This window comes from Plantactinospora sp. DSM 117369 (assembly GCF_053764795.1).
The window spans coordinates 1,520,792-1,546,486 of sequence record NZ_CM132446.1; the positions used below are offsets into that span (position 1 = coordinate 1,520,792).

Here is a 25,695-nt window from a genome sequence, read left to right on the forward strand (position 1 = left end):
GCGCCCGACCCCTATTGACAGTTATCAAACTATGTCGGCTCCCCTGTTGTCCAGCGGTGGCGCCTCCGGTCGGGTCGCAGCCCGTGTCCTCGATCGGACAGGCGTACTAAGTGTGGTCGGATGTTGACTGAGAGTAATGTCGACCGGGCAGGTATCGCCGCGCGGACCAGGCGTTCCACCTGTACGTCTACCCCCTGAACCACACACCGACGTCAGGCCGGCGCGCCACCGGCCGGGCGTCCCCCGGTCCCCGCGGTGCGGCCCGGCACCGCGGGGACCGGCCTGCTTCGGGTGGGGCCTGGCCGCAGGTGGAGCGGGGCCGGCCACGAGCGCGCGGCGCCGCCGGTGGAACGTTGGCGTCGCCGCGCTCTGGCCGTCTCCCGCCCGCGCAGCCCATCGGCGGTACGCCAGCGGGGACCTGGCTCGACCGGTCCGCCTCGTCGGTCGTTCCGGCTAGGTGTGGGGTTTCCCACCGTGCCCGGAAGCAAACCCGATGCCCGGCCGGACCTGGTAGGGGCTGAACCGGGTGGGTTCGTCGGCCGTCCCAGCGGCCACACCCGTCCCAGGAGGCGCCGAATCAACGCCCCGCTTCCTGGGTAAGGAGGGGGCCATGGAGCACTTCACGATCGCTACCGTCGCCGAGGAGAGCCCGGACTTCCGCCGGGTGTTGTGGACCGGCAAGCACACCCAGTTGGTCATCATGACGATCCCGCCGGGCGGCGAGATCGGCGAGGAGGTGCATGAGGACATCGACCAGATCCTCACCTTCGTCAGCGGCACCGGGGAGGCCCGGGTCAGCGGCCAGACCCGCAAGGTGACCCAGGGCGACCTGGTGGTCGTACCGGCCGGGCGGAAGCACAACTTCGTCAACACCGGCCCCAACCCGCTGGTGCTCTACACGATCTACGGCCCTCCGGAGCACGCCGACCAGGCGGTGCACCACACCAAGGAGGAAGCCGACGCGATGGAGGAGGCCGGCAAGGACGAGCCGCCGACGAGCTGACCGGGGTACGGCCGCGTCAGTCCATCGGTTCCGCGAGGAGATCGAGGGTGAGCGCGGCCGTCCAGCTGAAGGCCGCAGAGCCGATCCCGGCACCGCTGTCGGGGTGGAAGTACTCGTAGTAGCCGGAGTTCCGGGCCAGGTCGAGCAGTGCCGAGCGCAGCTTGTCGGCCAGCCCGTCCCGGCCGTGCGTACGCAGTCCGGACCGGAGCAGCCAGTTGATGTTGAACCAGACCGGTCCGCGCCAGTACCGGAACGGGTCGAAGTCGACGGCGGAGCGGTCGTAGCTGGGTACCGGCATGGGGCCGACCCCGAACCGGGTCGACTCCAGCGCGGCCACCAGGCTTGCCACCTGCGCGGCCGGCAGCCCCGGCAGGACCAGCGGCAGCAGCCCGTTGACGCACCGGGCCGGGCTGTGCCGGCCGGTCCGGACGTCCAGCGCGTGGAACATCCCGGTGGCCGGGACGAAGAGCCGGTCCAGCAGTTGCCGGGTGATCTCGGCGGCCTGGTCCCGGTGCGGTGCCGGGTCGGCGCCGACCACCTCGGCGATCCGGGCCAGCGCCAGCTCGGCCGCGCCACGCAGCGCGTTGAACCCGGGGCACTCGACGAGGAACGGATGCCGTACCGCCAGATCCGCGTCCCGGTAACCCCCGTCCCGGTACGACAGTGCGATGGCCAGGTAGCGGGCGTAGTCGTCGTCGGTGGGGCGGTGGTCGGAGGAGACGACCTGGTTGTCCCGCCGGGCGTACCGGCGCAACACCTCCGCGGCCACCGGTACGGCGCCGAGCGCCTCGTCCCAGCACGGGCTGTTGTCGAGCCCGGACTCCCACGGGTGCACGATCGCGGCGAGCCCGGCGCCGCCGACATCCCGGGCGGTGGCCAGGTATTCCTGCTGGGCGACGAGTCGCGGATAGAGCCAGCGAAGTTCCGCCGTGGCCGCCTCGTCCGGCGCGCGCCGATAGACCTCCCAGGCGCCGACCGCGTGCACCGGTGGCTGGACTATCCCGCTGCTCAGCCTGACCGGCCCGGCACCGTTGCCCGACGCGCCGATGCCGCCGGACGCCGCCCTGCCGTTGGGGCTCGGGAGACCGCCGGATGCCGTACCGACGCTGGCGGCCGGGAGGTCGCCGTCGTGCGTCACGCCACCGGGGCGGAATGGACCGCCGCCGGTCCAGAAGGTCGGGCCCGGGAAGTAGTCGCGTTCGGTGACCCCGGGGTCGAAGACGATGTGCGGTACCCGCCCGTCCGGCCACTGCGCCGCGAACAGGCTGCGCAGGTCGCGCCAGGCGCGGTCCGGTGCGACGTGGGCCAGCCCGATGCTGATGAAGCCGGCGTCCCAGCTCCACTGGTGCGGATAGAGGGTACGGGACGGCACCGTGTGGGTGCCGGTCCAGTTGGTGGCCAGGATCGCGGCCGCGCCGCGCCAGGTCTCCGCGTCGGCCTCGCCGAGGTGCTCCGGTACGTCAACTGGTTCGCTCGATCCGGTCGCCCGGACGCGCTTCGCGGCGTGAGACATAACCACTCAACGCCTAGTGCCAGTACGCCGTCGTTGTCAAATTTCGGTCCACCTCGCCGCCCCCGGTCCGGCCACCGGCGCCGACCCGCCGGGGTGCGGTCACCGGGAGGTCGCCGAGGTCGCGCCGCGACCGGGAGATCGCCGACGTCATCCCGCCACCGGCAGGCTGTCCACGTCGACGGTCTCCGGGTACTTCAGCCCGGCGCCGGTGTTCAGCACCACCACCCGCTCGTCGGCGCGGATCCAGCCGCCGGCCCGTAGCTGCCGGACGGCGGTGAGGCAGGCGGCTCCCTCGGGGCAGAGCAGCAGACCCTCCCGGGCGCCGAAGTCGTGCAGGTCGGCGAGGATCGCCTCGTCGTCGACGGCGACCGCGGTACCGGCGGTGTCCCGGAGCGCGTCGAGGATGAGCTCGTCGCCGAGCGGCGCCGGCACGTTGATGCCGAAGGCGACGGTCCAGGCGTCGGCCCACGGCTCGGCCCGGGTCGCACCGGCGCCGAAGGCGCGCACGATCGGGGCGCAGCCGGTGGACTGCACGGCGACCAGCCGGGGCAGGGTGTCGCCGATCCAGCCGAGGTCCCGCATCTCGTGCAGTGCCTTGTGGATGCCGATCAGCCCCACCCCGCCGCCGGTCGGATAGACGATGACGTCGGGCACCCGCCAGCCGAGCTGCTCGACGATCTCGTACCCCATGGTCTTCTTGCCCTCCAGCCGGTACGGCTCCTTGAGGGTGCCGACGTCGAAGATCTCCCCGTCCGGTGAGCCGCCCGAGTCGGCGATCAGTTTTCCGACGTACCGGCCGGCGTCGCCGATCAGGCCGTCGATCAGGTGCAGTTCGGCACCGGCCGCCACGCACTCCCGGCGGGTGATGGTGGGCGCGCCGAGCGGCATGGCGATGGTGGCCCGCAGTCCGGCCCGGGCGGCATAGGTGGCCCAGGCGGCACCGGCGTTCCCGTTGGTCGGCATCGCCACGTGCCGGATGCCCAGTTCGCGGGCCCGGGACACCCCGACGGCGGCGCCCCTGGCTTTGAACGAGCCGGTCGGCACCAGCCCCTCGTCCTTGATCAGCAGACCCGGTACGCCGACCGACTCGCCGTACCGGGCTGCCGGCAGCAGCGGGGTCCAGCCCTCGCCGAACGTGGTGACGTGCCGGTCCTCGGCGACCGGCAACAGTTCGCGGTAGCGCCAGAGGTCGGCCGACCGCCCGGCCAGCGCGGCCGGGTCCACCGCCTTGCGCACCTCGGCGAGGTCGTACCGGGCCAGCAGCGGCGAGCCGCACGAGCAGAGGTTCTGCGGGCGGTCCGCGGGGTAGCGGGTGTCGCAGCGCGGGCAGTGCAGGTGCGTCAGATACACCGGGCGGCCTCCGATACCTCGGTTTCTCCCATGATCCCTGCCGGGCGGCCGGCCCGCGCGGTAACGGCCGCGTGTTCGATCACTCTTTCGCGCCCCGGCCACCGGGAAGTCGGGCACCGCCGGTGCCGAAGTGGCGTCGCGGGCGTCGGGTCAGTTGTCGACGGCGAGCCAGTGCCGACTGCGCCGGCCCGGCAGGTATCCGGCGTCCAGCCGCTTGGCCAGCACGCCGGCCAGCCCCTGCTCGCGGCTCGCGTCGAGGGCGTACCGGCCACCGCCGGGAAAGTACGGGGGCGTCTGCCAGTGCGGCCCGGACAGGGCCAGGCCGTCGAGGAGTTCACGGCGCTGGGCGTACGGCAGGTCCAGGCTGCTCGTCCCCTCCAGCCAGAGCAGGTCGAAGATGAGGTACTGGCTGCCGTCCCGGGCCGGAGGGCGCTGGCCAGCCGAGCGGGGCGCCGCCGGGCGTACCCGACCGGCCCGGTCGAAACTGACCAGCTCGCCGTCCAGCACCGCCTCGGTGGGAGCCAGCGCCTCGGCCAGCTCCCGCAGTTGCGGGTACGCCGAGGTGAGGTCGTCGTCCTCGCCGGAGCGGAGCCGGAGCCGGCCGCCGGAGATGTACCCGATGGCCCGCAGGCCGTCCCAGCGCATCTCGTAACCCCAGGCCGCGTCGTCGGCCGGCAGCCTCGCCGCCGTGGCGGCGCGCATCGGGCGGACCCGTTCCGGCATCGACTGCCAACCCGGCGGTGCCGGATCCAGCCGGCGGACCATCCAGTCCCGCTCGCTGCGCCCGGTGCCGGCCCGGCCCGACTCGCCGCCCCGGGCCGCCCGGAACAGCACGTAACGCCCGGAGACCTTCCCGCCGCGCAGCGCCACCAGCACCTCGTCGTCGCGCCACTTCTCGCAGGTGTAGTCGCCCCGGTCGAAGACGGTCATCCGGCCGCCGCCGTACTCGCCGGCCGGGATCTCGCCCGAGAACTCCAGGTATTCCAGTGGATGATCTTCGGTGTGCACCGCGAGGTGGCTGCGCCCGGGCTCGCGCGGCAGCCCGCGCGGCACCGCCCAGGAGGCGAGCACCCCGTCCCGCTCCAGCCGCAGGTCCCAGTGCAGCGCCCGGGCGTGGTGCTGCTGGATGACGAACCGGTTCCCGGGGCGCGCCGCGGCCGGCTCTGCGCCCGGTTCCGGCTCCGGCACCGGTTCGGGCGTGCGCGCCCGGTCGCGCTTGCGCCGGTACTCGTCCAGCCGGTCACCCATGCCGGCCATTCTCCGCCGATCCGGCGCCGGATGCCGGAATGCATGGTCAGGGCGTACCCGGGTAGAAACCCACCATGACCTCTGCGATCGACCAGCCCACCGTCACGTTGCCGAGCGAGGTCCGGATGCCGCTGCTCGGCTTCGGCACCTGGCAGCTTCACGGTCGCCGCGCCTACGACGCCGTCCGGGAGGCGCTCGACGTCGGCTACCGGCACCTCGACACCGCCACCATGTACGGCAACGAGGACGAGGTGGGCCGGGCGATCCGGGACAGCGGAGTGCCCCGGGAGGACATCTTCGTCACCACGAAGCTTCCGCCGGAGCAGGCCGGTCGGGAGCGGCAGACCATCGCGGCCAGCCTCGCCGCGCTCGACACCGGGTACGTCGACCTGTGGCTGATCCACTGGCCGCCCTCGCAGGACCGGGCCAGCATCGCGAGCTGGCGGGAGCTGCTGGCCGTCCGGGACGAGGGCCTGGCCCGGACGGTCGGGGTGAGCAACTACGGCACCGGCCAGCTCGACATGCTGATCGAGGCGACCGAGGAGGCTCCGGCGGTGAACCAGGTCCGCTGGGGTCCGGCACTGCACGACCCGCGCCGGCTCGACGAGCACCGGGAGCGGGGCGTGGTGCTGGAGGGGTACAGCCCGTTGAAGACCACCGACCTGGACGACCCGGTACTCGGGGAGATCGCCCGCGGGCACGGGGTCACCCCGGGCCAGGTGGTGCTCCGCTGGCACATCGACCACGGCATCGTGGTGATCCCGAAGTCGGGCACGCCGTCCCGGATCCGGGAGAACTTCGACCTCTTCGGCTTCTCGCTGAGCGAGAGCGAGCTGCGCCAGCTCGACGCGATGGGCCGCTGACCCGCCACATCCCGGCACTGAGCCCCGCATTCCCCGGCTGAGCCGCTGAGCCGTCGCGTCGCCGAGCGACTACCCTGACCGGCAGCCGCCGCCCGGGGCACCGCGCGCACGCGCCGTCCGGCCCCCGGGGCCGTCGACCCGGCGTGGCGGCGCGAGGGGAAGGTGCGGGATGTACGACCAACTGCTCGGCGGCGGCCTCGGCCAACCCGGGCCGGAGGAGAACGGGCCGGAGCCGGACTTCGTCACCTGGCTGCTCTACCTCGACCGGGCCGAGGATCCGGGCTGGCTGGGAACGTTTGCCCGCTGGTGGCACGACGAGGTGTGCCGGATGCTGCTGCCGTTCGTCCATCCGGTCGGCGCCGCCGCCCCGACCACCTCGTTGACCGCGTTCGAGCAGGACGCCGCTGGGCGCGGGCGGCGCCGCCGGCCGGGACGCTGGGTGGACGGGATCACCGCCGACTTCGCCCAGCTCTCGGCCAGGTGGTTCGACGTCGCGCCGACCGCGATCGCCTCCGAACTGGACGTCTTCCTGGCCCGGTTCGCCGGTCGGCGGCACGTCCGGCTGCAGATCTCGATCGGCTTCGAGGGACGGTCCGGAGGGCTGCCGCTGGTGCTGCCGGCCCTGGTCGAGCTGGCCCGGCTGGTCGGCGACGCGACGGACCCGGCGTACGGCGAGATTGTGGTCAACGCCGGCCTGCTCTCCCCGGCGACGATGCTGGACGCGGCGCTCGGCCGGTCCGCGGAATCCTCCGCCGAGCTGAGCCGTACGCACCTGCGCGGCTACGAGTGGGTGACGGTCTGTCCCCGGGAACTGGTCGCCGAGCTGGGTGGGCCGGAGCGGCTCCGGGCGAGCGGCGCCTTCGCCGAGGTACGCCCGCTGCGGCACGGCGGTGTACTGCTCCGGGCGACCGACGATCCGGCCGACTACCGCGCCGACCGGGTACGCGCGGCCTTTTGCGCCCTGGCACCGGTGCTGCCGCCCGGGCAACCGGGTGCGCTGCCCACGGTGCCGCCAGCCGGCTCGGCGATGCTGTCGGCGGTGCCCGGCGTGCTGGCCGGCGACCCCGGCGGGCACGACCTGAGCCGGGTGGTCTTCGCCGACCCCCGCACGCTGCACCCCCACCTCCCCGGCCAACGCCTCCACCTGGGCCCCGGCCCCACCACCCGCTGACCGGCGTGTGCTCCTACCACCCCGGCGGGGTGGTAGGAGCACACGATCGGAGCTGTGCCCGGGACGGGGCGGCTGGATGGGAGCGGGTCAGGCAGGGGTCAGGCGCGGGTGCAGGGGGAGCCGTTCAGGCTGAACGACGTCGGTGAGGAGTACGTGCCGCTGAACGTGCCCTGGTAGCCGAACGAGGCCGTGCCGCCCGGTGCGATGGTGCCGTTCCAGCTGATGTTGCGGGCGGTCACCGCCGATCCGCTCTGCGTGACGGTGGCGTTCCAGGCGTTGCCGACCTGCTGCCCGGACGGCAGGTTGTAGGTCAGCGACCAGTTGTTGATGGTGCTGGAGCCGGTGTTGGTGATGGTGACCGACGCGGTGTACCCGTTGTTCCAGGAGTTCGCCGTGTAGGCGACCCGGCAGGGGGTGCCGCCCGGCGGGTTGGTCGGCTGGCCGGTGGGCGGGTTGCTCGGCTGCGGGTTGCCGCCGCCGTTCACCGACGCGGAGAACGAGTTCACGCCGAGGCCGGTGCCGCCGATCCACGGCTCGAAGCCGGCCTGGATGCTGGTCAGGTACCACGAGTTGGTGATGGCACCCCGGTTGCGGACGTCGTTGATGAAGTCCAGCACGCTGAAGTTCCAGCTGTTGATCGGGGACGGCGCGAGGTACGAGATGACGTTGTTGGAGCCGTTGCTCCCGCGCCACACGTCCCAGGTACGCCCGGCGACGGTGGCGCTGCCGACCGAGGAGCCGATCGGTTGGATCGAGCCCTGCCGGTTGAACCAGATCATGATCTCCATCTGGTTGACGCCGTCCCGCTTCGGTGTCGGGTCCAGCCAGATGTCGTACGAGGCGTTGTAGGTGGCGCCGCTGACGAAGTTGTAGTTGATGCTGCTGCTGGCGCTGCTGATCTGGCTCACCTGCATCGGCAGGTTGGTCCCGGGCGAGCAGTTGGTGTAGTGGCAGCCGAGGAAGACCGACGGGTACGAGACGGGGGCGCCGCTGGTGTTGCCCTGGCCGTCCTGCCGGGTGATGGAGAAGCCGGTGTCGGTGACGTTGATGCACTGCTGGGCGGTGGTGCCCCAGCGGTTGTTCTGGACCACGTACCGGCCCTGGATGGTGGTCGAGCCGTACTGCTCGCAGATCTGGACGTCGGCCTGGGCGGGGCCGGCGGCGCTGAGTACGGCGATGGCGGCGCTGGCCAGCAGGCCGGCGACCGCCGCGAAGACGGGGACGGAACGTCTCATGATGCTCCTTGGCGTGGTGGGTGTCCGTGGAGTGGTGCGGTGCCGCGAGGTACCGGGCGGTGCGGCGGGGTGGTGCGAGGGAGCGCTCCCATGGCAGCCAGAGACACATTTACATGCTTGAAATCGGAAAGCAACTGGGCGAGAGTCGCCCCGGTGTCGTTCATGTCGATGAGCCGGTTATGGCGGTAACGCAGCCGGGCTGAACGGCGTACCGGAAAGCAGGGCGACCGGCGGCGGTGGCCGGGTCAGGCGCCGGCCAGCAGGGCGCGGGCGGCCCGCACCTGCCGGACCGCGCCGTGCAGCGCGGCGACGATCCGCTCCTCGCTGTCCGCGTCGAGCCTGGTCGCCGGCACGGAGAGGCTGATCGCGTCCACGGCCGGGGAGTGCAGCGGCACCGCCATCGCGAAGCAGACGATGCCCTCGGTGTTCTCCTCGCGGTCCACCGCGTAGCCCTGGTCCCGCACCGAGGCCAACTCCGCGTGCAGCAGTTCCGGGTCGGTGATGGTGTGTCGGGTGAGCGCGGGCAGCGGCCAGTTCAGCAGCCGGTCCACCGCCTCGTCGGTGCGCTGCGCCAGCAGCGCCTTGCCCAGCGCGGTCGCGTGCGCCGGGAGGTGCCGGCCGATCGCGCTGTACAGCCGCAGCCGGTGCACCGACTCTCGCTTGGCCAGGTAGACGACGTGCGGCCCGTCCAGCCGGCCCAGGTGCACGGTCTCGCCGAACTGGCCGGCCAGGTCGTCGAGCACCCCGGCCAGCAGGCCGGTGGCGTCGTCCGCCTCCAGATAGGCGGCACCGACCTGGAGGGCGCGTACGCCCAGCCCGAACCGGGTGCCGGTGGCGTCCGCCTCCACCCAGCCGCGCTGGATCATCGTGCGCAGCAGCCCGTGCAGGCTGCTCTTCGGGATCCCCAGCGCGCGGGCCAGCTCGACCAGGGAGCGGCGCTGCGGCGAGTCGGCCAGCGCCTCCAGCACGTCGAGGGTCCGGCCGGCCGACTTCACCGGCTGGAACGCCTCGACCGCCCCGAGCGGAGCGGTGGCGCCGGACGGCACCGTCCGGGCGGCCTCGTCCGACCGGCCGGACAGTGCCGGGCCGGCCTGGTCCGACCGGCCGGGTACGGGCTGGCCGGCCGGACCCGGCCGGATTTCCGCGCCGCTGGTCGTACCCGTCGTCATGCCGGCCACTCTAGTCGGCTTGACAGTGTCCGGGAGCGCAGTAGGGTCGCGTATGTGACCAGCGTTCAACATGATGAACAGATTGCCGGCGTACCAGAGACCATCGCGGCGACCCGGATCCTGCCGGTCGTGGTCCTCGAGGATGCGGCCTCGGCGCCGGCGCTGGCCGCCGCGCTCACCGAGGGCGGCCTGCGGGCCATCGAGGTGACCTTCCGGACGGCCGCCGCCGCCGACGCCATCCGGGCGATGGCCGAGCGCCCCGACCTGTTGGTGGGCGCCGGCACCGTGCTGACGCCGGCCCAGGTCGACCAGGCCGCCGAGGCGGGCGCCCGGTTCGTGGTCAGCCCCGGCTTCTCACCCGCGGTGGTACGGCACTGCCAGGAGCGCGGGCTGCCGGTCTTTCCCGGCGCCGCCACCGCCACCGAGATCCAGATGGCGCTGGACGCCGGACTGGACACGGTCAAGTTCTTCCCCGCCGAGCAGCTCGGCGGGGTCGGCATGGTCAAGGCGCTGGCCGCCCCGTTCCGGTCGGTCCGGTTCATCCCGACCGGCGGCGTCAACACCGGCAACCTCGCCGACTACCTGGCACTGCCCGCCGTGCTCGCCGTCGGCGGCACCTGGATGGTCGCCCCCGCGCTGCTCGCCGAGGGGCGCTGGGACGAGGTCACCCGGCTGACCGCCGCCGCCGTCGAGGCCAGCCGCTCCGCCGGCTGAGCCCGACCGACCCGACCCGACCCGGCCCGCGCCTGCCCGACTCGGCTCCCGTCCCGCACCCTCCACCGCTGACCGCCGTCCCCGCACCGTCCGGCCCGCCTGAAAGGTCCGCCCATGCTGACGCTCCGCTCCGCCGACGACTGCCGCTTCGACCTGGTCTCGCTCGGCGAGGTGATGCTCCGGCTCGACCCGGGCGAGGGCCGGGTACGCACGGCGCGGGCGTTCCGGGCCTGGGAGGGCGGTGGCGAGTACAACGTGGCGCGGGGGTTGCGCCGGTGCTTCGGGCTGCGTACCGCGCTGGTCACCGCGTTCGCCGACAACGAGGTGGGACGGCTGCTGGAGGACCTGATCCTGACCGGCGGGGTGGACACCTCGTTCGTCAGGTGGGTGCCGTACGACGGCATCGGCCGGAGCGTCCGCAACGGGCTCAACTTCACCGAGCGGGGCTTCGGGGTACGCGGTGCCGTCGGCACCTCGGACCGGGGGCACACCGCGGCCAGTCAGCTCCGCCCGGACGACGTCGACTGGGACCACCTCTTCGGCACCCTGGGCGTGCGCTGGCTGCACACCGGCGGCATCTACGCGGCGCTCTCCGAGGTCACCCCGGAGACCATCGAGGCCGCGATGACCTCCGCCCGCCGGCACGGCACCCTGATCTCGTACGACCTGAACTACCGGCCCAGCCTCTGGAAGGCGGTCGGCGGCCAGACCCGGGCGCAGGAGGTCAACCGGCGACTCGCCCGGTACGTCGACGTGATGATCGGCAACGAGGAGGACTTCACCGCCTCGCTCGGCTTCGCGGTGCCGGACACCGACGAGTCCCTCGCCGAGCTGGAGGTGGCGAACTTCCAGCGGATGATCGAGGCGGTCACCAAGGAGTACGACAACTTCCAGGTGGTGGCGACCACGCTGCGCACCGTACGCAGCGCGACCGTCAACGACTGGGGAGCGATCGCCTGGTCCGCCGGAAGCGGCTTCGTGCAGGCGACCCACCGGCCCGACCTGGAGATCCTCGACCGGGTCGGCGGCGGCGACAGTTTCGCCTCCGGGCTGATCTACCGGTTGCTGACCGGCGGTGACCTGGCCAGCGCGGTGGAGTACGGCGCGGCGCACGGCGCGCTGGCGATGACCACCCCCGGCGACACCTCGATGGCGAGCCTGAAGGAGGTCGAGGCACTCGTCCGGGGGGCGGGTGCCCGGGTCCAGCGGTGAGGTGGTGACCCGACCTGGTCCTTGGGGCCGACGCCGCTGATCTAGTGGCCGATGCCGGCGACCCGGTCGTGAGCTGGGCACATCCGATCGGATCTTCCCTGGGGTGATAGCGCGGAGTAGTGTCTTGCCTTCAACGCGTGCCCATCCCTCCGGAGGCGTCACCAGATGGCCGCATCCCACCTGCGCGTTCTCGTCGTCGGCGCGGGGATCGCCGGGCTGGCGGTCGCGCGTACCCTCCGGCTCGCCGGCTTCCGGCCGGAGGTCACCGAGCGGTCGTCCGGGGCCGGTGCCCCCGAGATCGGTCTCTACCTGCCCGGCAACGCCGAGCGGGCGCTGCGGGAGATCGGGCTGGACGATCCGGTGCGACCGCTCGGCCAGGTCATCCGCTGCCAGCGGTTCTTCGACGCGCAGGGCCGGGAACTCTGCGAGGTCGACCTCGACAAACTCTGGTCGGGGGTCGGCGAGTGCCGGGCGCTGCCCCGATCCGACCTGCACCGGGTGCTGCTGAGCGGGGCCGGCGGCGAGGTGCGGTACGACACCGAGGTCCGCGCCCTCGACCTGCACCGGGACGGCGTCACGGTCACCTTCGGCGACGGCGGCCGGGCCGAGTACGACCTGGTGGTCGGTGCGGACGGGCGCCGCTCGGCGGTCCGCGCGCTGGCCGCGCTCGGCGGCCCGGCCCGGCCGGCGGGGCATGTCGGCTACCGTGGCGTGGTCAGCGGCGGCCCGCCGCTCGACGACTGGACCGGATTGCTCGGCGAGCGGGCCGCGTTCGTCGCGATGCCGATGGGCGCCGGCCGGCTGCACTGCTACGCCGACGAGGTCGGCACCGCGCCACCGGCCGACCCGCTGGCCCGGCTACGGGAACTGTTCGGCGGGTACGGCGGCCCGGTGCCGGCCATCCTGGCCGCGATGGACCAGGTGCAGGTGACCCGTACCGACGAGGTGGAACTGGGCGCGTGGTCCCGGGGCCGGGTGGTGCTGGTCGGTGACGCCGCACACGCCACGGCGCCGACGCTGGCCCAGGGCGCCGCGATGGCCCTGGAGGACGCGCTGGTGCTGGCCCGTTCGCTGTCCCGGTCGGCGAGTGTGCCCGAGGCGCTGGACAGCTACGAGAGCCGGCGCCGGCCCCGGATCAAGTGGGTGCTGGACCGGACCCGCGACCGCGACCGGACCCGGGACGTACCGCCGCCGCTGCGCGACCCGCTGTTGCGGATCCGGGGCAACCGGATCTTCCAGGAGCACTACCGGCTCCTCGTCGACCCGGCGTGACGGTGCGCGGACCAGGTGGTCCGGAGCGGGTGGCGCGGCCATGGGATCCAGAGCGGGCGGCGCGGCCACGGGATCCGGAGCGGGCGGTGCGGAGCAGGGTGCTGCGCCCGCGGGGACCCGCGAAGGGCGCTGCGGCCCGCGCGGCGAGCCGGCTGACGGCGGGTTCCGCCGCCCCGCGCGGCGGTGCCGGGCGGGGCTGGTGGGGCGGTCCCGGCGGGTCGGGGCGTACCCGAGGAGGGACCCGCCGCTGCCGGGGACTATTCTGCCTGCGAGGTACGGCTCGCAGATCAACAGCGCGTGCCGAGTGGGACTAACGAGAACCGGAGGCCACTCGTGACCACCGTCGCACCCAAGCCGATCGTGACCCGGCCCTGGCCGGTCCGCCAGCCGGTCAAGGGCTCGGCACTCACGCGGCTGCTGCGTACGACGGACGCGAAGCAGATCGGGATCATGTATATGGTCACGGCGTTCGCGTTCTTCATGATCGGTGGCCTGATGGCGCTGCTGATGCGCGCCGAGCTGGCCCGGCCAGGACTCCAGTTCCTGTCGCCGGAGCAGTACAACCAGCTCTTCACCATGCACGGCACGATCATGCTGCTGTTCTTCGCGACGCCGATCGTCTTCGCGTTCGCGAACTTCGTGGTGCCGATCCAGATCGGCGCCCCGGACGTGTCGTTCCCCCGGCTGAACAGCTTCGCGTACTGGCTCTATCTGTTCGGCGGCACGCTGGCGCTGGGCGGCTTCTTCACCCCCGGCGGCGCGGCCGACTTCGGCTGGTTCGCGTACACCCCGCTGAGCAACGTGGAGCACTCGCCCGGGGTCGGCGCGAACATGTGGATCGTCGGCCTGGCCATCTCCGGTCTGGGCACCATCCTCGGTGGCGTCAACATGATCACCACGATCCTGACGCTCCGGGCACCCGGCATGACGATGTTCCGGATGCCGATCTTCACCTGGAACATCCTGGTCACCAGCCTTCTGGTGATCATGGTCTTCCCGCTGCTGGCGGCGGCCCTCTTCGCGCTCGCCGCGGACCGGATCCTCGGCGCGCACGTCTTCGACGCCGCCACCGGCGGCCCGATGCTCTGGCAGCACCTCTTCTGGTTCTTCGGGCACCCCGAGGTCTACATCGTCGCGCTGCCGTTCTTCGGCATCATCAGCGAGGTCATCCCGGTCTTCTCCCGCAAGCCGATCTTCGGCTACAAGGGTCTGGTCGGCGCGACCATCGCGATCGCGGCGCTCTCGATGAGCGTGTGGGCACACCACATGTTCGCCACCGGCCAGGTGCTGCTGCCGTTCTTCTCGTTCCTGAGCTTCCTGATCGCGGTGCCGACCGGTATGAAGTTCTTCAACTGGATCGGCACGATGTGGCGGGGGCAGCTCAGCTTCGAGACCCCGATGCTCTGGTCGGTCGGCTTCCTGGTCACCTTCCTCTTCGGCGGCCTCACCGGCGTACTGCTGGCCAGCCCGCCGGTCGACTTCCACGTCTCCGACTCGTACTTCGTGGTGGCGCACTTCCACTACGTGCTCTTCGGCACCATCGTCTTCGCCGTGTACGCCGGCATCTACTTCTGGTTCCCGAAGATGTTCGGCCGGATGCTGGACGAGCGCCTCGGCAAGGTGCACTTCTGGCTGACCTTCATCGGCTTCCACACCACGTTCCTGGTGCAGCACTGGCTCGGCAACGAGGGCATGCCCCGGCGGTACGCCGACTACCAGCCGCTGGACGGGTTCACCACGCTGAACATGATCTCCACGATCGGTTCGTTCATCACCGGCATCTCGACCCTGCCGTTCCTCTACAACGTCTGGAAGTCCTACAAGGCCGGTCCGGTGGTGGAGGTCGACGACCCGTGGGGTCACGGCAACTCGCTGGAGTGGGCGACCAGTTCGCCGCCGCCGCTGCGCAACTTCGACCGGATGCCCCGGATCCGCTCCGAGCGGCCGGCCTTCGACGCGAAGTTCCCGGAGCTGGCCGCCGGCGGGCAGTCGCTGGCCGGCCCGCCCGAGGGCGGCGCCAAGCCGCTGACCAGCGAGTCCGATCACGGCGCCAGTTACACCGAGGACACCGCCAGCAACATCGACCAGCGGTAGCCCACCCCGTTCGATCTCGCGGCCGGCACCCGGAGCAGCCCTCCGGTGCCGGCCGCGAGCGCGTTTGCCCGGTGGACCCCGCGCCGAGCGGCGCTCAGGGGTCCGACGCCGAGTCGGGCAGCAGGTCGAGCATCCAGTCGGTGGACCCGCGCCGAGCGGCGCTCAGGGTTCGGCCGGGGCCCGCAGCGCGGGTGGCGGGACCAGATCGGCGTCTGGTGCCGGATCGGCGTCCGGTGCCGTTGGGTCGGCTCCGACGGCCGCGCGCCGCCGGCGCACCTCGACGGGCAGGACGGCCAGCCCGAGCAGCGTGCCGACCAGGCCGGTGGCGGCGAACCCCCAGGCCGGCCCGGAGGCGTCGATGACCGCGCCGGCCAGCGGTGCACCGAGGGCCAGTCCGACCGTGAGGGCCGAATTCTGCAACCCCATCGCCTCGCCCCGGGCCCCGGACGGGGCGAGCTGGCTCACCGCGTTGGAGGTGGCGGCGAGCGCCGGCGCGCAGAGCACCCCGGCCGGCAGCAGGGCGAGGCCCAGCGTCCACCACTGGGCACCGCCGAGCCCGATCGGGACGGTGCAGATCCCGAGCAGCAGGACGATCGCCAGCGGCGGGAGCGGCCGGGTCAGCATGCCGTACATGAAGCCGCCGACCAGGGAGTAGACGGCCCAGACGCCGAGCACCACGCCGGTCCAGTGCACCTGGTCGGCGGCGCGCAGCACCGCCACCACGGCGACGTCGGTGCCGCCGAGCACCAGGGTGGCGGCGGTGGTGATGGCCAGCATCCCGACCAGTCGGGGCGTCAGCCACTCCCGGCGGGACGGCGGCCTGCCCGGCACGGCCGGCTCGCGGTCGTCCCGGGTCGGCGGATCCAGCCAGACCAGCGCCAGGCCGGAGAAGACGATGCCGGCGCCGACCACCAGCAGGGTGGCCCGGGGCGACACGCTGGTCGCCAGCAGCACCGCCACGGCCGGCCCGACCATGAACGACAGTTCCACCGACATCGAGTCCAGCGCGTACGCCGGCCGGCGCCGGTCCGCCGGCACCAGTGCGGCGATCGACTGCCGGATCACCGAGAAGACCGGCAGGGTCAGCAGGCCGCCCAGCAGCGCCCCACCCAGCAGCACCGGGTACGGCATGAGTGGCGAGCTGAACCAGAACGCGGCCTCGGCGACGGTGGTCAGCACGAGTACCGGCCGGAGCCCCCGGCGGTCGACCAGCCGGCCCAGCACCGGCGCGCCGAGCGCGGAGCCGACCGTCATCGCGGCACCCGCCAGCCCGGCTGCCGCGTACCCGTGCCCGAGGTGCTCCACCACGTAGAGGGTGAGCGCCAGCAGGGTCATGGTCTTGGGGATCCGGACCAGCAGGGCGAGCAGCATCAGGGGCCGGACCCCGGGCAGCGCCAGGGCGTCCCGGTAGGGCGTGAGCTTCATCGGGTGATCACCTCCCCGGCCATCCTGCCGGGCGGGTACGACGTACCCGCTAAGGGTTGCCGCCGACCCGGGGCGTGCCGTGCAGGGTGACGCCGGCCTCGCGGAGCATGGCCAGCGCCGCGTCGGTCGTGCCCGGGTCGACCCCGGCGGTCAGGTCGAGCAGTACGGTGGTGGCGAAGCCCTCCCGAGCCGCGTCCAGCGCGGTGGCCCGGACACAGTGGTCGGTGGCGATCCCGACCACCTCGACGGTGTCGACCGAGCGCTGCCGGAGCCAGTCGGCCAGCCCCTCGGCCCCCTCCGTGGTCCCCTCGAACCCGGAGTACGCCGCCGCCCACTCGCCCTTGCGGAACACCGCCTCGACCCGCTCGGTGGTCAGGTCCGGATGGAACTGCGCGCCCTCGGTGCCGGCGACGCAGTGCCGGGGCCAGGAGGTGGCGTAGTCGGGCCGGTCCGCGAAGTGCCCGCCCGGATCCACGTGGTAGTCCTTGGTCGCCACCACGTGCTCCCAGCGGTCCGGAACGGCTGCGAGCAGCCGGGAGATCCCGGCCGCCACCGCGCCGCCGCCGGCAACCGCGAGGGACCCGCCCTCGCAGAAGTCGTTCTGCACGTCGACGATGATCAGTGCTTGGCTCATCGCTACCCTTCCGGCTGGTCGGCGGAGACGACGGTGACCGGGATGGTCGGGTCGCCCGCCGAGAGCTTGAGTCCCTCCCAGGGGATGGAGATCAGGCACTGCCGCAGGTGCTCCCGCGACTCGGTCAGGCTCGGCAGCGGCTCCGGCTCGCCGTTCGTGACGTACCGCCGCTGCAACGCCCGGTCGCCGGGCTGCGGTTCGGGTGCGCCGTGCGAGACGACCTCCTCGGTCGCCGTACCGCTCGGCTTGTGCCGCCGGACGGCGACCTTGCGCCCGCCGACGGTCGCCTTGTGCTCGGAACGCTTGACCACCGAGCGGCCGTCCACCTCGACCAGCTTGTAGACCAGCCCGGCGGTCGGGGCGCCGGAGCCGGTCACCACGGCGGTGCCGGCGCCGTACATGTCGACCGGCTCGGCGGCGAGCGCGGCGATGGCGTACTCGTCGAGGTCGCCGGAGACGATGATCTTGGTCTCGGTGGCGCCGAGCGAGTCCAGCAGTTCCCGCGAGTGCTGGGCCAGCACCGCGAGGTCGCCGGAGTCGATCCGCACCGCCCGCAGGTCGGGCCCGGCGATCGCGATCGCGTTCCGGATGCCCTGGGCGATGTCGTAGGTGTCGACCAGCAGCGTGGTGCTCTTGCCCTGCGCCGCGACCTGCGAGGCGAACGCGGTCGGCTCGTCGTCGTGCAGCAGCGTGAAGGCGTGCGCGGCGGTGCCGGCGGTCGGTATCCGGTAGCGCTGCCCAGCGGCCAGGTTGGAGGTGTAGCCGAACCCGGCCAGGTAACTGGCCCGGGCCGCGGCCACCGCCGCCTCCTCGTTGGCCCGCCGGGCACCCATCTCGATCAGCGTACGGCCGCGGGCCGCGGTGACCATCCGGGCCGCCGCCGCCGCGATCGCCGAGTCGTGGTTGAGCACCGACAGCGTCAGCGTCTCCAGCAGTACGCACTCGGCGAAGGTGCCGGAGACGGTCAGGATCGGCGAGCCGGGGAAGTAGAGCTCGCCCTCGGCGTAGCCGTCGATGTCGCCGCTGAACCGGTATCTCGACAGCCACTCGGCGGTCGGCTCGTCGACCACTCCGCTGTCCCGGAGGAAGGCGACGTCCGCCTCGTCGAACCGGAAGTCCGCCAGCAGGTCGACCAGCCGGGCGGTGCCGGCGACCACGCCGTAGCGGCGACCGGTCGGCAGCCGACGGGTGAAGACCTCGAAGACGCAGTGCCGGTCGGCGGTGCCGTCCCGGAGGGCGGCGCTGACCATGGTCAGCTCGTAGTGGTCGGTGAGCAGCGCGGGGCGGGAACTGTGCACCACGCCAGCCTAAGCGTGCCGCGCCGCCGCCGGTCACCTCGTCGCCCGGTGGCCGGCCCGGGTCAGCGGTCGGGCTCGCCCTCCTGCTCGGGTATCGCCTTCAGCGCCGGCCACAGTTCCCCGCGGCCGGCCACGCCGAGTTTGTTGTAGACCCGCTGGAGGTGGTTCTCCACGGTGCGGGTGGAGATGTAGAGCTGCTCGGCGATGTTCCGGCTGGCCAGCCCCCGGGCGGCCAGCCTGGCGATCTGCCGCTCCCGCTCGGTCAGCGCCGGCTGGCGTACCGACAGCGCGGGCGTACGCAGCACGTCGCAGCGCCGGAGCAGCCCGGCGAGTCGCAGGTTCGCCTCGTGCGACCGGTTCGACCGGGCCGCCCGGAGCCGGGTCACCGCCCGGCTGGTCGCCTCGGCCGCAAAGACGTTGAGGTCGAGTTCGGCGAAGCCCTCCGCGACGGCGAGGAGCTGGTCGCCGGAGTGGCCGTACTCGGCCCGGGCGTGCCGGGCCATCAGCGCCGGCAGCGGGCCGTCGACTGTCTCGCTCAGCTCGGTCAGCCGCTGGGCCACGGTCCGCCGCCGGCCGGTGACGGTCGGCTCGCCGACCTCGGTGTCGGCCCGGCCGAACCGCACCAGGTCGTGCAGGGCCAGCACCTCGTGCCCGGCGAAACCGTCCGCCTGGAGCCGGTGTACGAGTTCGCGGAGGGTGCCGACAGCGCTGCCGAGGTCGCCGGTGGCGGCCTGCACGGTGGCCCGGGCCTGTTCGAGCCAGGGGTAGAGCACGGCCATCCCGGAGGTCTGCGACCGGTCCGACTCGGCCATCGCCTCGACCGCGGAGTCGACGTCGCCGCGCATCGCCGCCGCCTGGGCCCGCTCGGCGTGGGCCAGCCCGGCGAAGACCCGGCTGGTGGCGAGGACGGCACAGGCACCGAGGCTGGTCCGCAGCGCCTCACCGGTCTGGCCGCGCAGCCGGGCCGCCTGGGCACGCAGGATCGAGAGATAGCCGGAGCCGAGCCGGAAGTCGCCCGCGTCGGCCAGGTCGGCGAACTCGGCGGCGACGATCGCGTCGATCCCGGCCAGGTCGCCGGCGAGCGTCAGCCGGGTGCCCCGGGCCAGTTCCAGCGCGAGTTGCAGGTAGGGCATCTCGGTCCGCCACTGCGCGGCCTCGGCGGCCACCCCGTCGACGGCCCGGCCGCTGAGCGTCAGCTCGCCCCGGGCGGCCTGCAGGTGCGCGATGGTGCACCGGGCCAGGCCCCGGGCGGCCACCGTGGCGGCCGGCCGGTCCAGCACGGAGCGGCTCAGCCGCAGCGCCTCGGCGCATTCCAGCCGGTGCAGTCGCATGATCGCCTCGAAGGCGACCACCCGGGCCCGGTCGGCCGGGTCGGTCAGCCGTGCCGCGTCCGCCGCGATCTCGGCCACCGTGGACTCCCGGTTGAGCCCCCAGTACGAGACCATGCCGCGTACGGTCAGCCACCGGCTGCGCCGCTCGTCCGAGGAGATCTGGTCGGCGACCGAGTCGAGCACCCGGATCGCCTCCTCGGCCTGGTCGCCGAACATCAGGATGGTGGCCAGCAGCTCGGCGGCCTGGTAGCCGCCGCCGGCCCCGAGCGCGGCCCGGGCCAGCCTGGCGGCGAGCGGTACGTCGAACTGGCTGAACGCCTGCCCGCCGGCGCGCAGCAGCAGGGCCGGATCCTGCGCGGTGCCGGAGTCGAGCCGCCAGACCGCCACCCGGAGCAGGTCGTCGCGGCGCCGGGTGCCGGCCCGCTCGACCAGCTCGGCGAGGTGGGCGTTGAGCCGGCGGGCCCGGGTGACCGGGCAGCGCCGCCGGACCACCTCGCCGTAGAGCGGGTGGGCGAGCCGGACGTCCGAGCGGCGGTCGTGCACGTCGACCCGGATCAGGCCGCGCTCCTCGGCGGTCTCCACGCTGGAGCCGTCGGTCGCCCGGTGCAGCAGGGTCAGCCCGATCGGCTCACCCATCGCGACCAGTTCGACCACCGCGCGCACCCCCGGGTCGAGCTGGCCGATCCGGGCGTCGATCAGCTCGTCGAGGCTGGCCGGGAGCTGGCTGCGGCCGGTCCACCGCCAGACGCCGTAGGTCCGGGTCAGTTCGTCGCTGGCGTGCGCCGCGATGACCAGCTCCCGGAGCATCAGGGCGTTGCCTTCGGAGAGCCGGTAGAGCCGGTCCGCCGAGGGCCCGTCCACCGGGTCGCCGAGCATCGCGGTGAGCAGGTCGTTGCTGTCGTCCGGGGTCAGCGGGGCCAGCTCGGCGTGGTCGACCAGGTCGTCCGTCCACAGCGCGCGGATCGGCAGCGGTACCGCCTCGCCGCTGCGCAGCGTGCCGAGCACCGTCGCGTTGTCGGAGCGGGCGATCAGATAGACCAGGGCGGCCGAGGAGGGGTCGAGCAGGTGCGCGTCGTCGATGCCGATCACGATCCGCCGGCCCGCCGCCTGCTGGTGCAGCGCGTCGACGGCCCAGCGCATGATGCCGGCCGGGGAGAGGCCGGCGGGCTGGTCGGTCGGGAGCACCTGGGCGAGTCCGCCGAACGGGATGCCGGCGGTGGCGATGTTGGCGGAGGCGGACCAGACGGCGCAGCCGTGCGCGGGCAGCGCCGCCAGCCCCTCGCCGAGCAGGCGGCTCTTGCCGACGCCGGCGGTGCCGCTGAAGAAAATGCCTCGGCTGCCCGGGCTGGTGGCGGCACTCACCAACCGGTTGAGTTCATCCGTTCGGCCAACGAAGCTCCACCGCCCCATCGGGGCAGCATATAGACCGGATGCCATCCGCGCGCGTCTGGTGACTGAATGAATTTGAGTAGCCGTGCGGCCATCCATGAGTATCGTTGATGCTCGTAGCGTACCGGCATCGACACGTAGCGTTCCGATATTCGGCGGGACCTCGGCCAGTACCACCGGTCGAGCCTTGCCGACGGCAGCGGTCCGGCCGGAGTGTTCCGGTCGGCTGGGAGGTGCAGACGGCGATGGAGTTCCGGTCGCTCCCCGTCTCCGGGTCGCCGGCAGCGCCCGGCACCCGGACGCCCCGCCGTACGCCGGGCGACGAACCGGCGCTGGTCGAGTCCCCACCCGACGAACCGCTCGCCGTGATCACGGTCGGGCCGTCCGGCGAGGACCGCCGGGCCGTACTCGCCGGACTGCTCGGCGCCGCCGCGCCACCGCTGCGAGTGCCGGCGGGCAGCTTCCTGGTGGTCGACTACGCGCCGTCCGTCGGCGGCGCCGCCTACGTGCCCGGACTGCGCTCCTCCCGGGAGTACCGGCCGGAGCCGGTCGGTGCCGGCCCGGCCCTGGCCCGCCCGCCGCGCCGGGTCGAGCTGACCGTGCCCGACCCGCTGCTGCGGCACTTCACCCTGGTCGACGCGCCGGATACCGGCACGCTCGGTGTGGCCGGCATCCGGGTGGTCCGCGACGCCGTGCGCCGGGGCGGCGCGCTGCTCTACGTACTCCCCGACGACCAGCCGGTCGCCGGCGCCGAGCTGGACCTGCTCGCCGAGGTGGCGGAGGAGGCCGCGGTCTTCCTGGTCGGTACCCCGGGCGCGGCCGACCGCTGGGCCGCCGCCGGGTGCGGCCCGGCCGACGGCATCGGGCGCACACCGGCGTACTCCACCGGTTCCGCAGCCGCCACCGTCAGCGGGTTCGCGGCGCCCGGCCAGGACGACGAGGAACCGGCACCTGACGGGTCGTCGGCAGGCTGGCTGGAGGCGCGCCGGACCACTCTGGTCGCCGCGGTGCCCGCGCTCGCCGGAGTGGACTGGATCGACCTCGATCCGGCCGCCGCCGACACCGCCTACCTGCGCCGGGCCCTGATCGACTGGGCCAGTGCCGAGGGGCTGCGCCGGGCCAGCCTCACCCCGCCGGTCGCGCCCGGGTCCACCCGGACGGTTCCGGTCGCGCCGGCCGCCCGGACCTCCGACTGGGCCGACCGGTTGGAGCGGCGGTCCCGGGGCCTCGCCCACCAGCTCCGCCGGGACATCGCCCTGGAGATCGCCGCCATCCATCTGCGCTGCGTGCGCGAGGTGGTCGGCGGTGCCGGCGTACCGGGACTGCCCGGGCTGCTCGACCGGGAGGTCGAGGCGCTGTCGCTGGAGGTGGTGGCGGCCTGCGACGCGGGTGTGGACAAGATGCTGGGCGAGTCGCTCGCCCTGGTCTTCGGCGCGGTGCCGGACGAGGGCGTACGGCTGCGTGCCGCCGCCGCGGTCGGCTGGGGACTCGCCGCCGCCCGGGCCGCCCGGGACTTCGACCGGGTACTGCTGATCCGGGAGACCGGCGAGGTCGAGACCGTACTCGGGCTGGGTGCGGTCGGCGCGCTCGCGGCCTATCCCGGCGGTACCGGCGGGGTCATCCTGCCGCCGCTCGGGGTCGGCCTCTCCGGCGGCTGCTACCAGTACTGGCGCAACCCGTTCCGGGCCGACCCGATCCAGGCCCGGTCCTGGCTCGGCCGGGCGCTGCGGGAGACCGAGCTGGAGCTGTGCCGCGAGGTGTCCCGGCGGTTCGAGGCGGTCGCCGACTCGCTCACCGACGTGCTGGCCGAGGCGATCCGGCACGGTCGTCTGCTCGCCTGAACGAGCCCGGTTCGGGCCCGGGCGGCGTTCCGGTTCCTCGCTACGCCGTCGACGGTGGCACGATGGGGGGCATGGCGGCTCCACAGGTTGCACCGGTCGACGCGCCGGACACCGAAGACGTGCCGGTCGCCGACCGGGCATGGGTGACGATCGTCTGGGACGACCCGGTCAACCTGATGTCGTACGTGACCTGGGTGTTCCAGAAACTCTTCGGCTACAGCCACGAGAAGGCCGAGAAGCTGATGCTCGACGTGCACAACAAGGGCAAGGCGGTGGTGTCCAGCGGCGCCCGCGAGCGGATGGAGCACGACGCGTCCCAGCTGCACGCGTACGGGCTGTGGGCGACGGTGGACCGGGCGTGAGTACGTTTCGTCGACAGGGCGAGCACTGCGTCGCCACGTTCGCCGCCGACGAGGTGCGGGTGCTCCGCAAGGTCGCCTCCGAGGTGGTCGGCCTGCTCACCGATGGCTTCGACCACTCCGACCCGGTCGTCGGACGGCTCTTCCCGGACACCTATCCGGAGAGCCCGGGTGACTCGGCCGAGTTCCGGCAGTACACCGAGGGCGACCTGAAGACCGGCAAGATCGACCAGGCGGGCGCGGTACTCGCCGCGCTGCCCCCGGTGACCGGCGGCGAGGTACGCCTCGACGCCGAGGCAGCCGAGGCGTGGCTGCGGGCCCTCAACGACGCCCGGCTGGCCATGGGCGTACGCCTGGACATCTCCGCCGACACCGACCTCGGCGACGAACTGGACGACGCGGTGCTGCACGACCCGACCTCGACCCGGGTCTTCCAGCTCTCCATCTACGCCTACCTGGGCTATCTCCAGGAGTCGCTGCTCACCGCGCTGGTCGACGGCAAGCTCGCCGACTGACCGTCCAGGCCGGCGCCGCGCATCGTGCGTTGGCGCGGCGCCGGTTCGTGCGGTTCGGGCCCGTCCGGGCGGTTCAGGCCCGGTCCAGGGCGGCAAGCTCGTCCGGGTCGAGCTGGAGTTCGGTGGCGGCCACCGAGTCCCGGATGGTCTCCGGCCGGCTCGATCCGGGGATCGGGATCACCCGCGGCGACCTGGCCAGCAGCCAGGCCAGGCAGACCTGCTGCGGGCTGACGCCCCGGGCGGCGGCGACCTCGGCGAACGGCGCGAACCGGCTGCCCAGCTCGCCGGCCCGGGAGATCCCACCCAGCGGGGACCAGGGCAGGAAGGCCAGTCCCAGCTCGTCGCAGAGCGCCAGCTCCGGCTCCGAGCTGCGGAACGCCGGGGAGTACTGGTTCTGCACCGAGACCAGCCGGTCGCCGAGGATCTCCCGGGCCTGCCGGATCTGCTCCGGGTTGGCGTTGGAGATGCCGGCCATCCGGACCTTGCCGGCGTCGACCAGGTCCCGGATCGCGCCGATCGCATCGGCGTACGGGACACGGGGGTCGGGGCGGTGGTGCTGGTAGAGCCCGATCGCCTCCACCCCGAGCCGCTTGAGGGACGCCTCGCAGGCGCTCCTGAGATATTCCGGTGAGCTGTTCACCGACCAGCTTCCGTCGCCGGGCCGCAGGTGCCCGCCCTTGGTGGCGACCAGTACCCCGGAGGTGTCCCCGCCGTAGCTGGCCAGCGCCCTCGCGATCAGCGACTCGTTGTGCCCCACCTCGTCGGCGTGCAGGTGGTAGGCGTCGGCGGTGTCGATCAGGGTAACGCCGGCATCCAGCGCGGCGTGGATGGTACGGATCGAGCGTTCCTCGTCCGGCCGTCCCTCGATCGACATCGGCATGCCGCCGAGACCGATGGCGCTCACCTCGGTGTTCCCGATGCGGCGTGAGTTCATCGCACTACCTCCTCCACTCGGACACCCGGCCGGCGGCCCGGCGCGACCGGGCCGTTCCCGTCGCACTCTTTCTGTCACAGGCTGGCACCGCCCGCCACGTGGGATCACGTGAGGTCGGCCACTCCCGTCGGCCGAGCTCGACCGCTCCCGACCGGCCCGACAGGCGGTAGGCTGGGCCTGTGCTGAGCATCGACCGGTCGATAGTCGAGGCGATCGTCGCGCACGCCCGCCGGGACCACCCCGACGAGGCGTGCGGCGTGGTCGCCGGCCCGGCCGGCGCCGACACCCCGACCCGGCACATCCCGATGGTGAACGCCGCACGGTCCATGACGTTCTACGAGTTCGACTCGATGGAGCAGTTGCGGGTCTGGCGGGAGATGGACGATCGCGACGAGGAGCCGGTGGTCATCTACCACTCGCACACCGCGACCGAGGCCTATCCGTCCCGCACCGACATCTCCTTCGCCGGAGAGCCGGGCGCGCACTATCTGCTGGTCTCCACCCGTGATCCGGAGACCGAGGAGATCCGTTCGTTCCGGATCGTGGACGGGGTGGTGACCGAGGAGCCGGTCAGGGTCGTCGACGCCACGGTGGACCCGAACGCCGTGCAGTCGTACATGTTCGGGCAGAGCCCGGCGACGGTCGACTACGAGTGTTCCGGCCGCTGACTTCCGCAGCTCAGCAGCCGTTTTCGTAGTCCGTTCCCCCACTCCGTCGTTCCAAGGAGCACATCAGTCATGGCCATCGAGGTTCGCATCCCCACCATCCTGCGCAGCTACACCGGCGGCGCCAAGGTCGTCGAGGGGTCCGGCGACTCCATCAACGAACTCCTGTCCGACCTGGACGGTAAATACGCCGGCCTGCGTGGCCGGCTGGTCACCGAGCAGGGGGCGCTGCACCGCTTCGTCAACGTCTACGTCAACGACGAGGACGTCCGGTTCCTCGGCGCGCTGGACGCCAAGCTCTCCGACGGGGACACCGTCACCATCCTGCCGGCCGTGGCCGGCGGCGCGTTCGGCTTCGCCGCAGCCGCGGCGATCATCGGGCACAGTGCGGCGGCAGCCGCGAACATCGGGCCCGGCACGTCAGTGCCGGCCGCGTCCGCCGCCCGCTGAGGAGGCCGCC

General features: G+C 73.0%; 22 protein-coding genes. 12 read left to right on the forward strand and 10 right to left on the reverse strand.

Going from position 1 to position 25,695, the window contains the following annotated elements; genetic code table 11:
- Positions 1 to 610 precede the first annotated feature (610 nt).
- Positions 611 to 1,003, forward strand: coding sequence for a cupin domain-containing protein (locus tag ACSMXO_RS06940; protein ID WP_107267926.1), 393 nt, complete (start codon positions 611 to 613; stop codon positions 1,001 to 1,003).
- Between the two features lie 16 nt (positions 1,004 to 1,019).
- Here ACSMXO_RS06940 and ACSMXO_RS06945 read toward each other — a convergent pair whose 3' ends face one another.
- The 3 genes from ACSMXO_RS06945 to ACSMXO_RS06955 all read right to left on the reverse strand — a co-directional run bounded on the left by ACSMXO_RS06945 (position 1,020) and on the right by ACSMXO_RS06955 (position 5,114).
- Entirely contained in the window at positions 1,020 to 2,516 is a 1,497-nt protein-coding gene (locus ACSMXO_RS06945) for an MGH1-like glycoside hydrolase domain-containing protein (protein WP_455417093.1), read from the reverse strand.
- A 147-nt stretch (positions 2,517 to 2,663) separates the two neighbouring features.
- Positions 2,664 to 3,866 (reverse strand): threonine synthase, encoded by a 1,203-nt coding sequence (locus ACSMXO_RS06950; protein WP_455417094.1) that lies wholly within the window; start codon positions 3,864 to 3,866, stop codon positions 2,664 to 2,666.
- Positions 3,867 to 4,016: 150 nt separating this feature from the next.
- On the reverse strand, positions 4,017 to 5,114 hold the full coding sequence (locus ACSMXO_RS06955; RefSeq protein ID WP_455417095.1) for a DNA polymerase ligase N-terminal domain-containing protein: 1,098 nt from the start codon (positions 5,112 to 5,114) through the stop codon (positions 4,017 to 4,019).
- A gap of 74 nt (positions 5,115 to 5,188) precedes the next feature.
- Here ACSMXO_RS06955 and ACSMXO_RS06960 point away from each other — a divergent pair, with 74 nt between their 5' ends.
- On the forward strand, positions 5,189 to 5,977 hold the full coding sequence (locus ACSMXO_RS06960; RefSeq protein WP_455417096.1) for an aldo/keto reductase: 789 nt from the start codon (positions 5,189 to 5,191) through the stop codon (positions 5,975 to 5,977).
- Between the two features lie 169 nt (positions 5,978 to 6,146).
- Complete coding sequence (locus ACSMXO_RS06965) at positions 6,147 to 7,148, forward strand: hypothetical protein (RefSeq protein WP_455417097.1); 1,002 nt, start codon at positions 6,147 to 6,149, stop codon at positions 7,146 to 7,148.
- Between the two features lie 98 nt (positions 7,149 to 7,246).
- Here the strand turns inward: ACSMXO_RS06965 and ACSMXO_RS06970 are convergent, their stop codons facing one another.
- Positions 7,247 to 8,383 (reverse strand): GH12 family glycosyl hydrolase domain-containing protein, encoded by a 1,137-nt coding sequence (locus ACSMXO_RS06970; RefSeq protein WP_455417098.1) that lies wholly within the window; start codon positions 8,381 to 8,383, stop codon positions 7,247 to 7,249.
- Between the two features lie 245 nt (positions 8,384 to 8,628).
- Positions 8,629 to 9,552 carry an IclR family transcriptional regulator gene (locus ACSMXO_RS06975; RefSeq protein ID WP_455417099.1) on the reverse strand — a complete coding sequence of 308 codons (924 nt, stop codon included), beginning with the start codon at positions 9,550 to 9,552 and terminating at the stop codon, positions 8,629 to 8,631.
- Positions 9,553 to 9,606: 54 nt separating this feature from the next.
- Between ACSMXO_RS06975 and ACSMXO_RS06980 the strand changes: the two genes are divergently transcribed.
- The 4 genes from ACSMXO_RS06980 (at position 9,607) to ctaD (ending at position 14,844) form a co-directional block, all read left to right on the forward strand.
- Positions 9,607 to 10,266 carry a bifunctional 4-hydroxy-2-oxoglutarate aldolase/2-dehydro-3-deoxy-phosphogluconate aldolase gene (locus ACSMXO_RS06980; protein WP_346259431.1) on the forward strand — a complete coding sequence of 220 codons (660 nt, stop codon included), beginning with the start codon at positions 9,607 to 9,609 and terminating at the stop codon, positions 10,264 to 10,266.
- A 114-nt stretch (positions 10,267 to 10,380) separates the two neighbouring features.
- Entirely contained in the window at positions 10,381 to 11,478 is a 1,098-nt protein-coding gene (locus ACSMXO_RS06985; RefSeq protein ID WP_455417100.1) for a sugar kinase, read from the forward strand.
- Positions 11,479 to 11,643: 165 nt separating this feature from the next.
- Complete coding sequence (locus ACSMXO_RS06990; protein ID WP_455417101.1) at positions 11,644 to 12,750, forward strand: FAD-dependent monooxygenase; 1,107 nt, start codon at positions 11,644 to 11,646, stop codon at positions 12,748 to 12,750.
- 333 nt (positions 12,751 to 13,083) lie between these two features.
- Positions 13,084 to 14,844, forward strand: a complete 1,761-nt coding sequence (gene ctaD / locus ACSMXO_RS06995; protein ID WP_346259428.1) for an aa3-type cytochrome oxidase subunit I — start codon at positions 13,084 to 13,086, stop codon at positions 14,842 to 14,844.
- 162 nt (positions 14,845 to 15,006) lie between these two features.
- Here ctaD and ACSMXO_RS07000 read toward each other — a convergent pair whose 3' ends face one another.
- From ACSMXO_RS07000 to ACSMXO_RS07015, 4 genes are all read right to left on the reverse strand, one after another.
- Positions 15,007 to 16,269 carry an MFS transporter gene (locus ACSMXO_RS07000; protein ID WP_455417102.1) on the reverse strand — a complete coding sequence of 421 codons (1,263 nt, stop codon included), beginning with the start codon at positions 16,267 to 16,269 and terminating at the stop codon, positions 15,007 to 15,009.
- Between the two features lie 49 nt (positions 16,270 to 16,318).
- The gene (locus ACSMXO_RS07005) at positions 16,319 to 16,903 is read right to left on the reverse strand and encodes an isochorismatase family protein (protein ID WP_455417103.1); all 585 of its coding nucleotides are present in this window, start codon (positions 16,901 to 16,903) and stop codon (positions 16,319 to 16,321) included.
- Positions 16,904 to 16,905: 2 nt separating this feature from the next.
- Complete coding sequence (locus ACSMXO_RS07010; protein WP_455417104.1) at positions 16,906 to 18,201, reverse strand: nicotinate phosphoribosyltransferase; 1,296 nt, start codon at positions 18,199 to 18,201, stop codon at positions 16,906 to 16,908.
- 62 nt (positions 18,202 to 18,263) lie between these two features.
- On the reverse strand, positions 18,264 to 20,942 hold the full coding sequence (locus tag ACSMXO_RS07015; protein ID WP_346259424.1) for a LuxR C-terminal-related transcriptional regulator: 2,679 nt from the start codon (positions 20,940 to 20,942) through the stop codon (positions 18,264 to 18,266).
- A 224-nt stretch (positions 20,943 to 21,166) separates the two neighbouring features.
- Here ACSMXO_RS07015 and ACSMXO_RS07020 point away from each other — a divergent pair, with 224 nt between their 5' ends.
- The 3 genes from ACSMXO_RS07020 (at position 21,167) to ACSMXO_RS07030 (ending at position 23,636) form a co-directional block, all read left to right on the forward strand.
- Positions 21,167 to 22,762: a hypothetical protein gene (locus ACSMXO_RS07020; protein ID WP_455417105.1), complete on the forward strand. Its 1,596-nt coding sequence runs from the start codon at positions 21,167 to 21,169 to the stop codon at positions 22,760 to 22,762.
- A 71-nt stretch (positions 22,763 to 22,833) separates the two neighbouring features.
- On the forward strand, positions 22,834 to 23,124 hold the full coding sequence (gene clpS / locus ACSMXO_RS07025; protein WP_318401841.1) for an ATP-dependent Clp protease adapter ClpS: 291 nt from the start codon (positions 22,834 to 22,836) through the stop codon (positions 23,122 to 23,124).
- Complete coding sequence (locus ACSMXO_RS07030) at positions 23,100 to 23,636, forward strand: DUF2017 domain-containing protein (protein WP_346259422.1); 537 nt, start codon at positions 23,100 to 23,102, stop codon at positions 23,634 to 23,636. The genes clpS and ACSMXO_RS07030 overlap by 25 nt, the downstream gene beginning before the upstream one ends.
- 73 nt (positions 23,637 to 23,709) lie before the next feature.
- Here the strand turns inward: ACSMXO_RS07030 and ACSMXO_RS07035 are convergent, their stop codons facing one another.
- Entirely contained in the window at positions 23,710 to 24,570 is an 861-nt protein-coding gene (locus ACSMXO_RS07035; RefSeq protein WP_346259421.1) for an aldo/keto reductase, read from the reverse strand.
- Between the two features lie 179 nt (positions 24,571 to 24,749).
- Here ACSMXO_RS07035 and ACSMXO_RS07040 point away from each other — a divergent pair, with 179 nt between their 5' ends.
- Both ACSMXO_RS07040 and ACSMXO_RS07045 read left to right on the forward strand, forming a co-directional pair.
- A complete protein-coding gene (locus tag ACSMXO_RS07040) occupies positions 24,750 to 25,238 on the forward strand; it encodes a Mov34/MPN/PAD-1 family protein (protein ID WP_101370024.1) in 489 nt (162 codons plus the stop codon).
- 69 nt (positions 25,239 to 25,307) lie between these two features.
- Complete coding sequence (locus tag ACSMXO_RS07045; RefSeq protein WP_346259420.1) at positions 25,308 to 25,685, forward strand: MoaD/ThiS family protein; 378 nt, start codon at positions 25,308 to 25,310, stop codon at positions 25,683 to 25,685.
- Positions 25,686 to 25,695 lie beyond the last annotated feature (10 nt).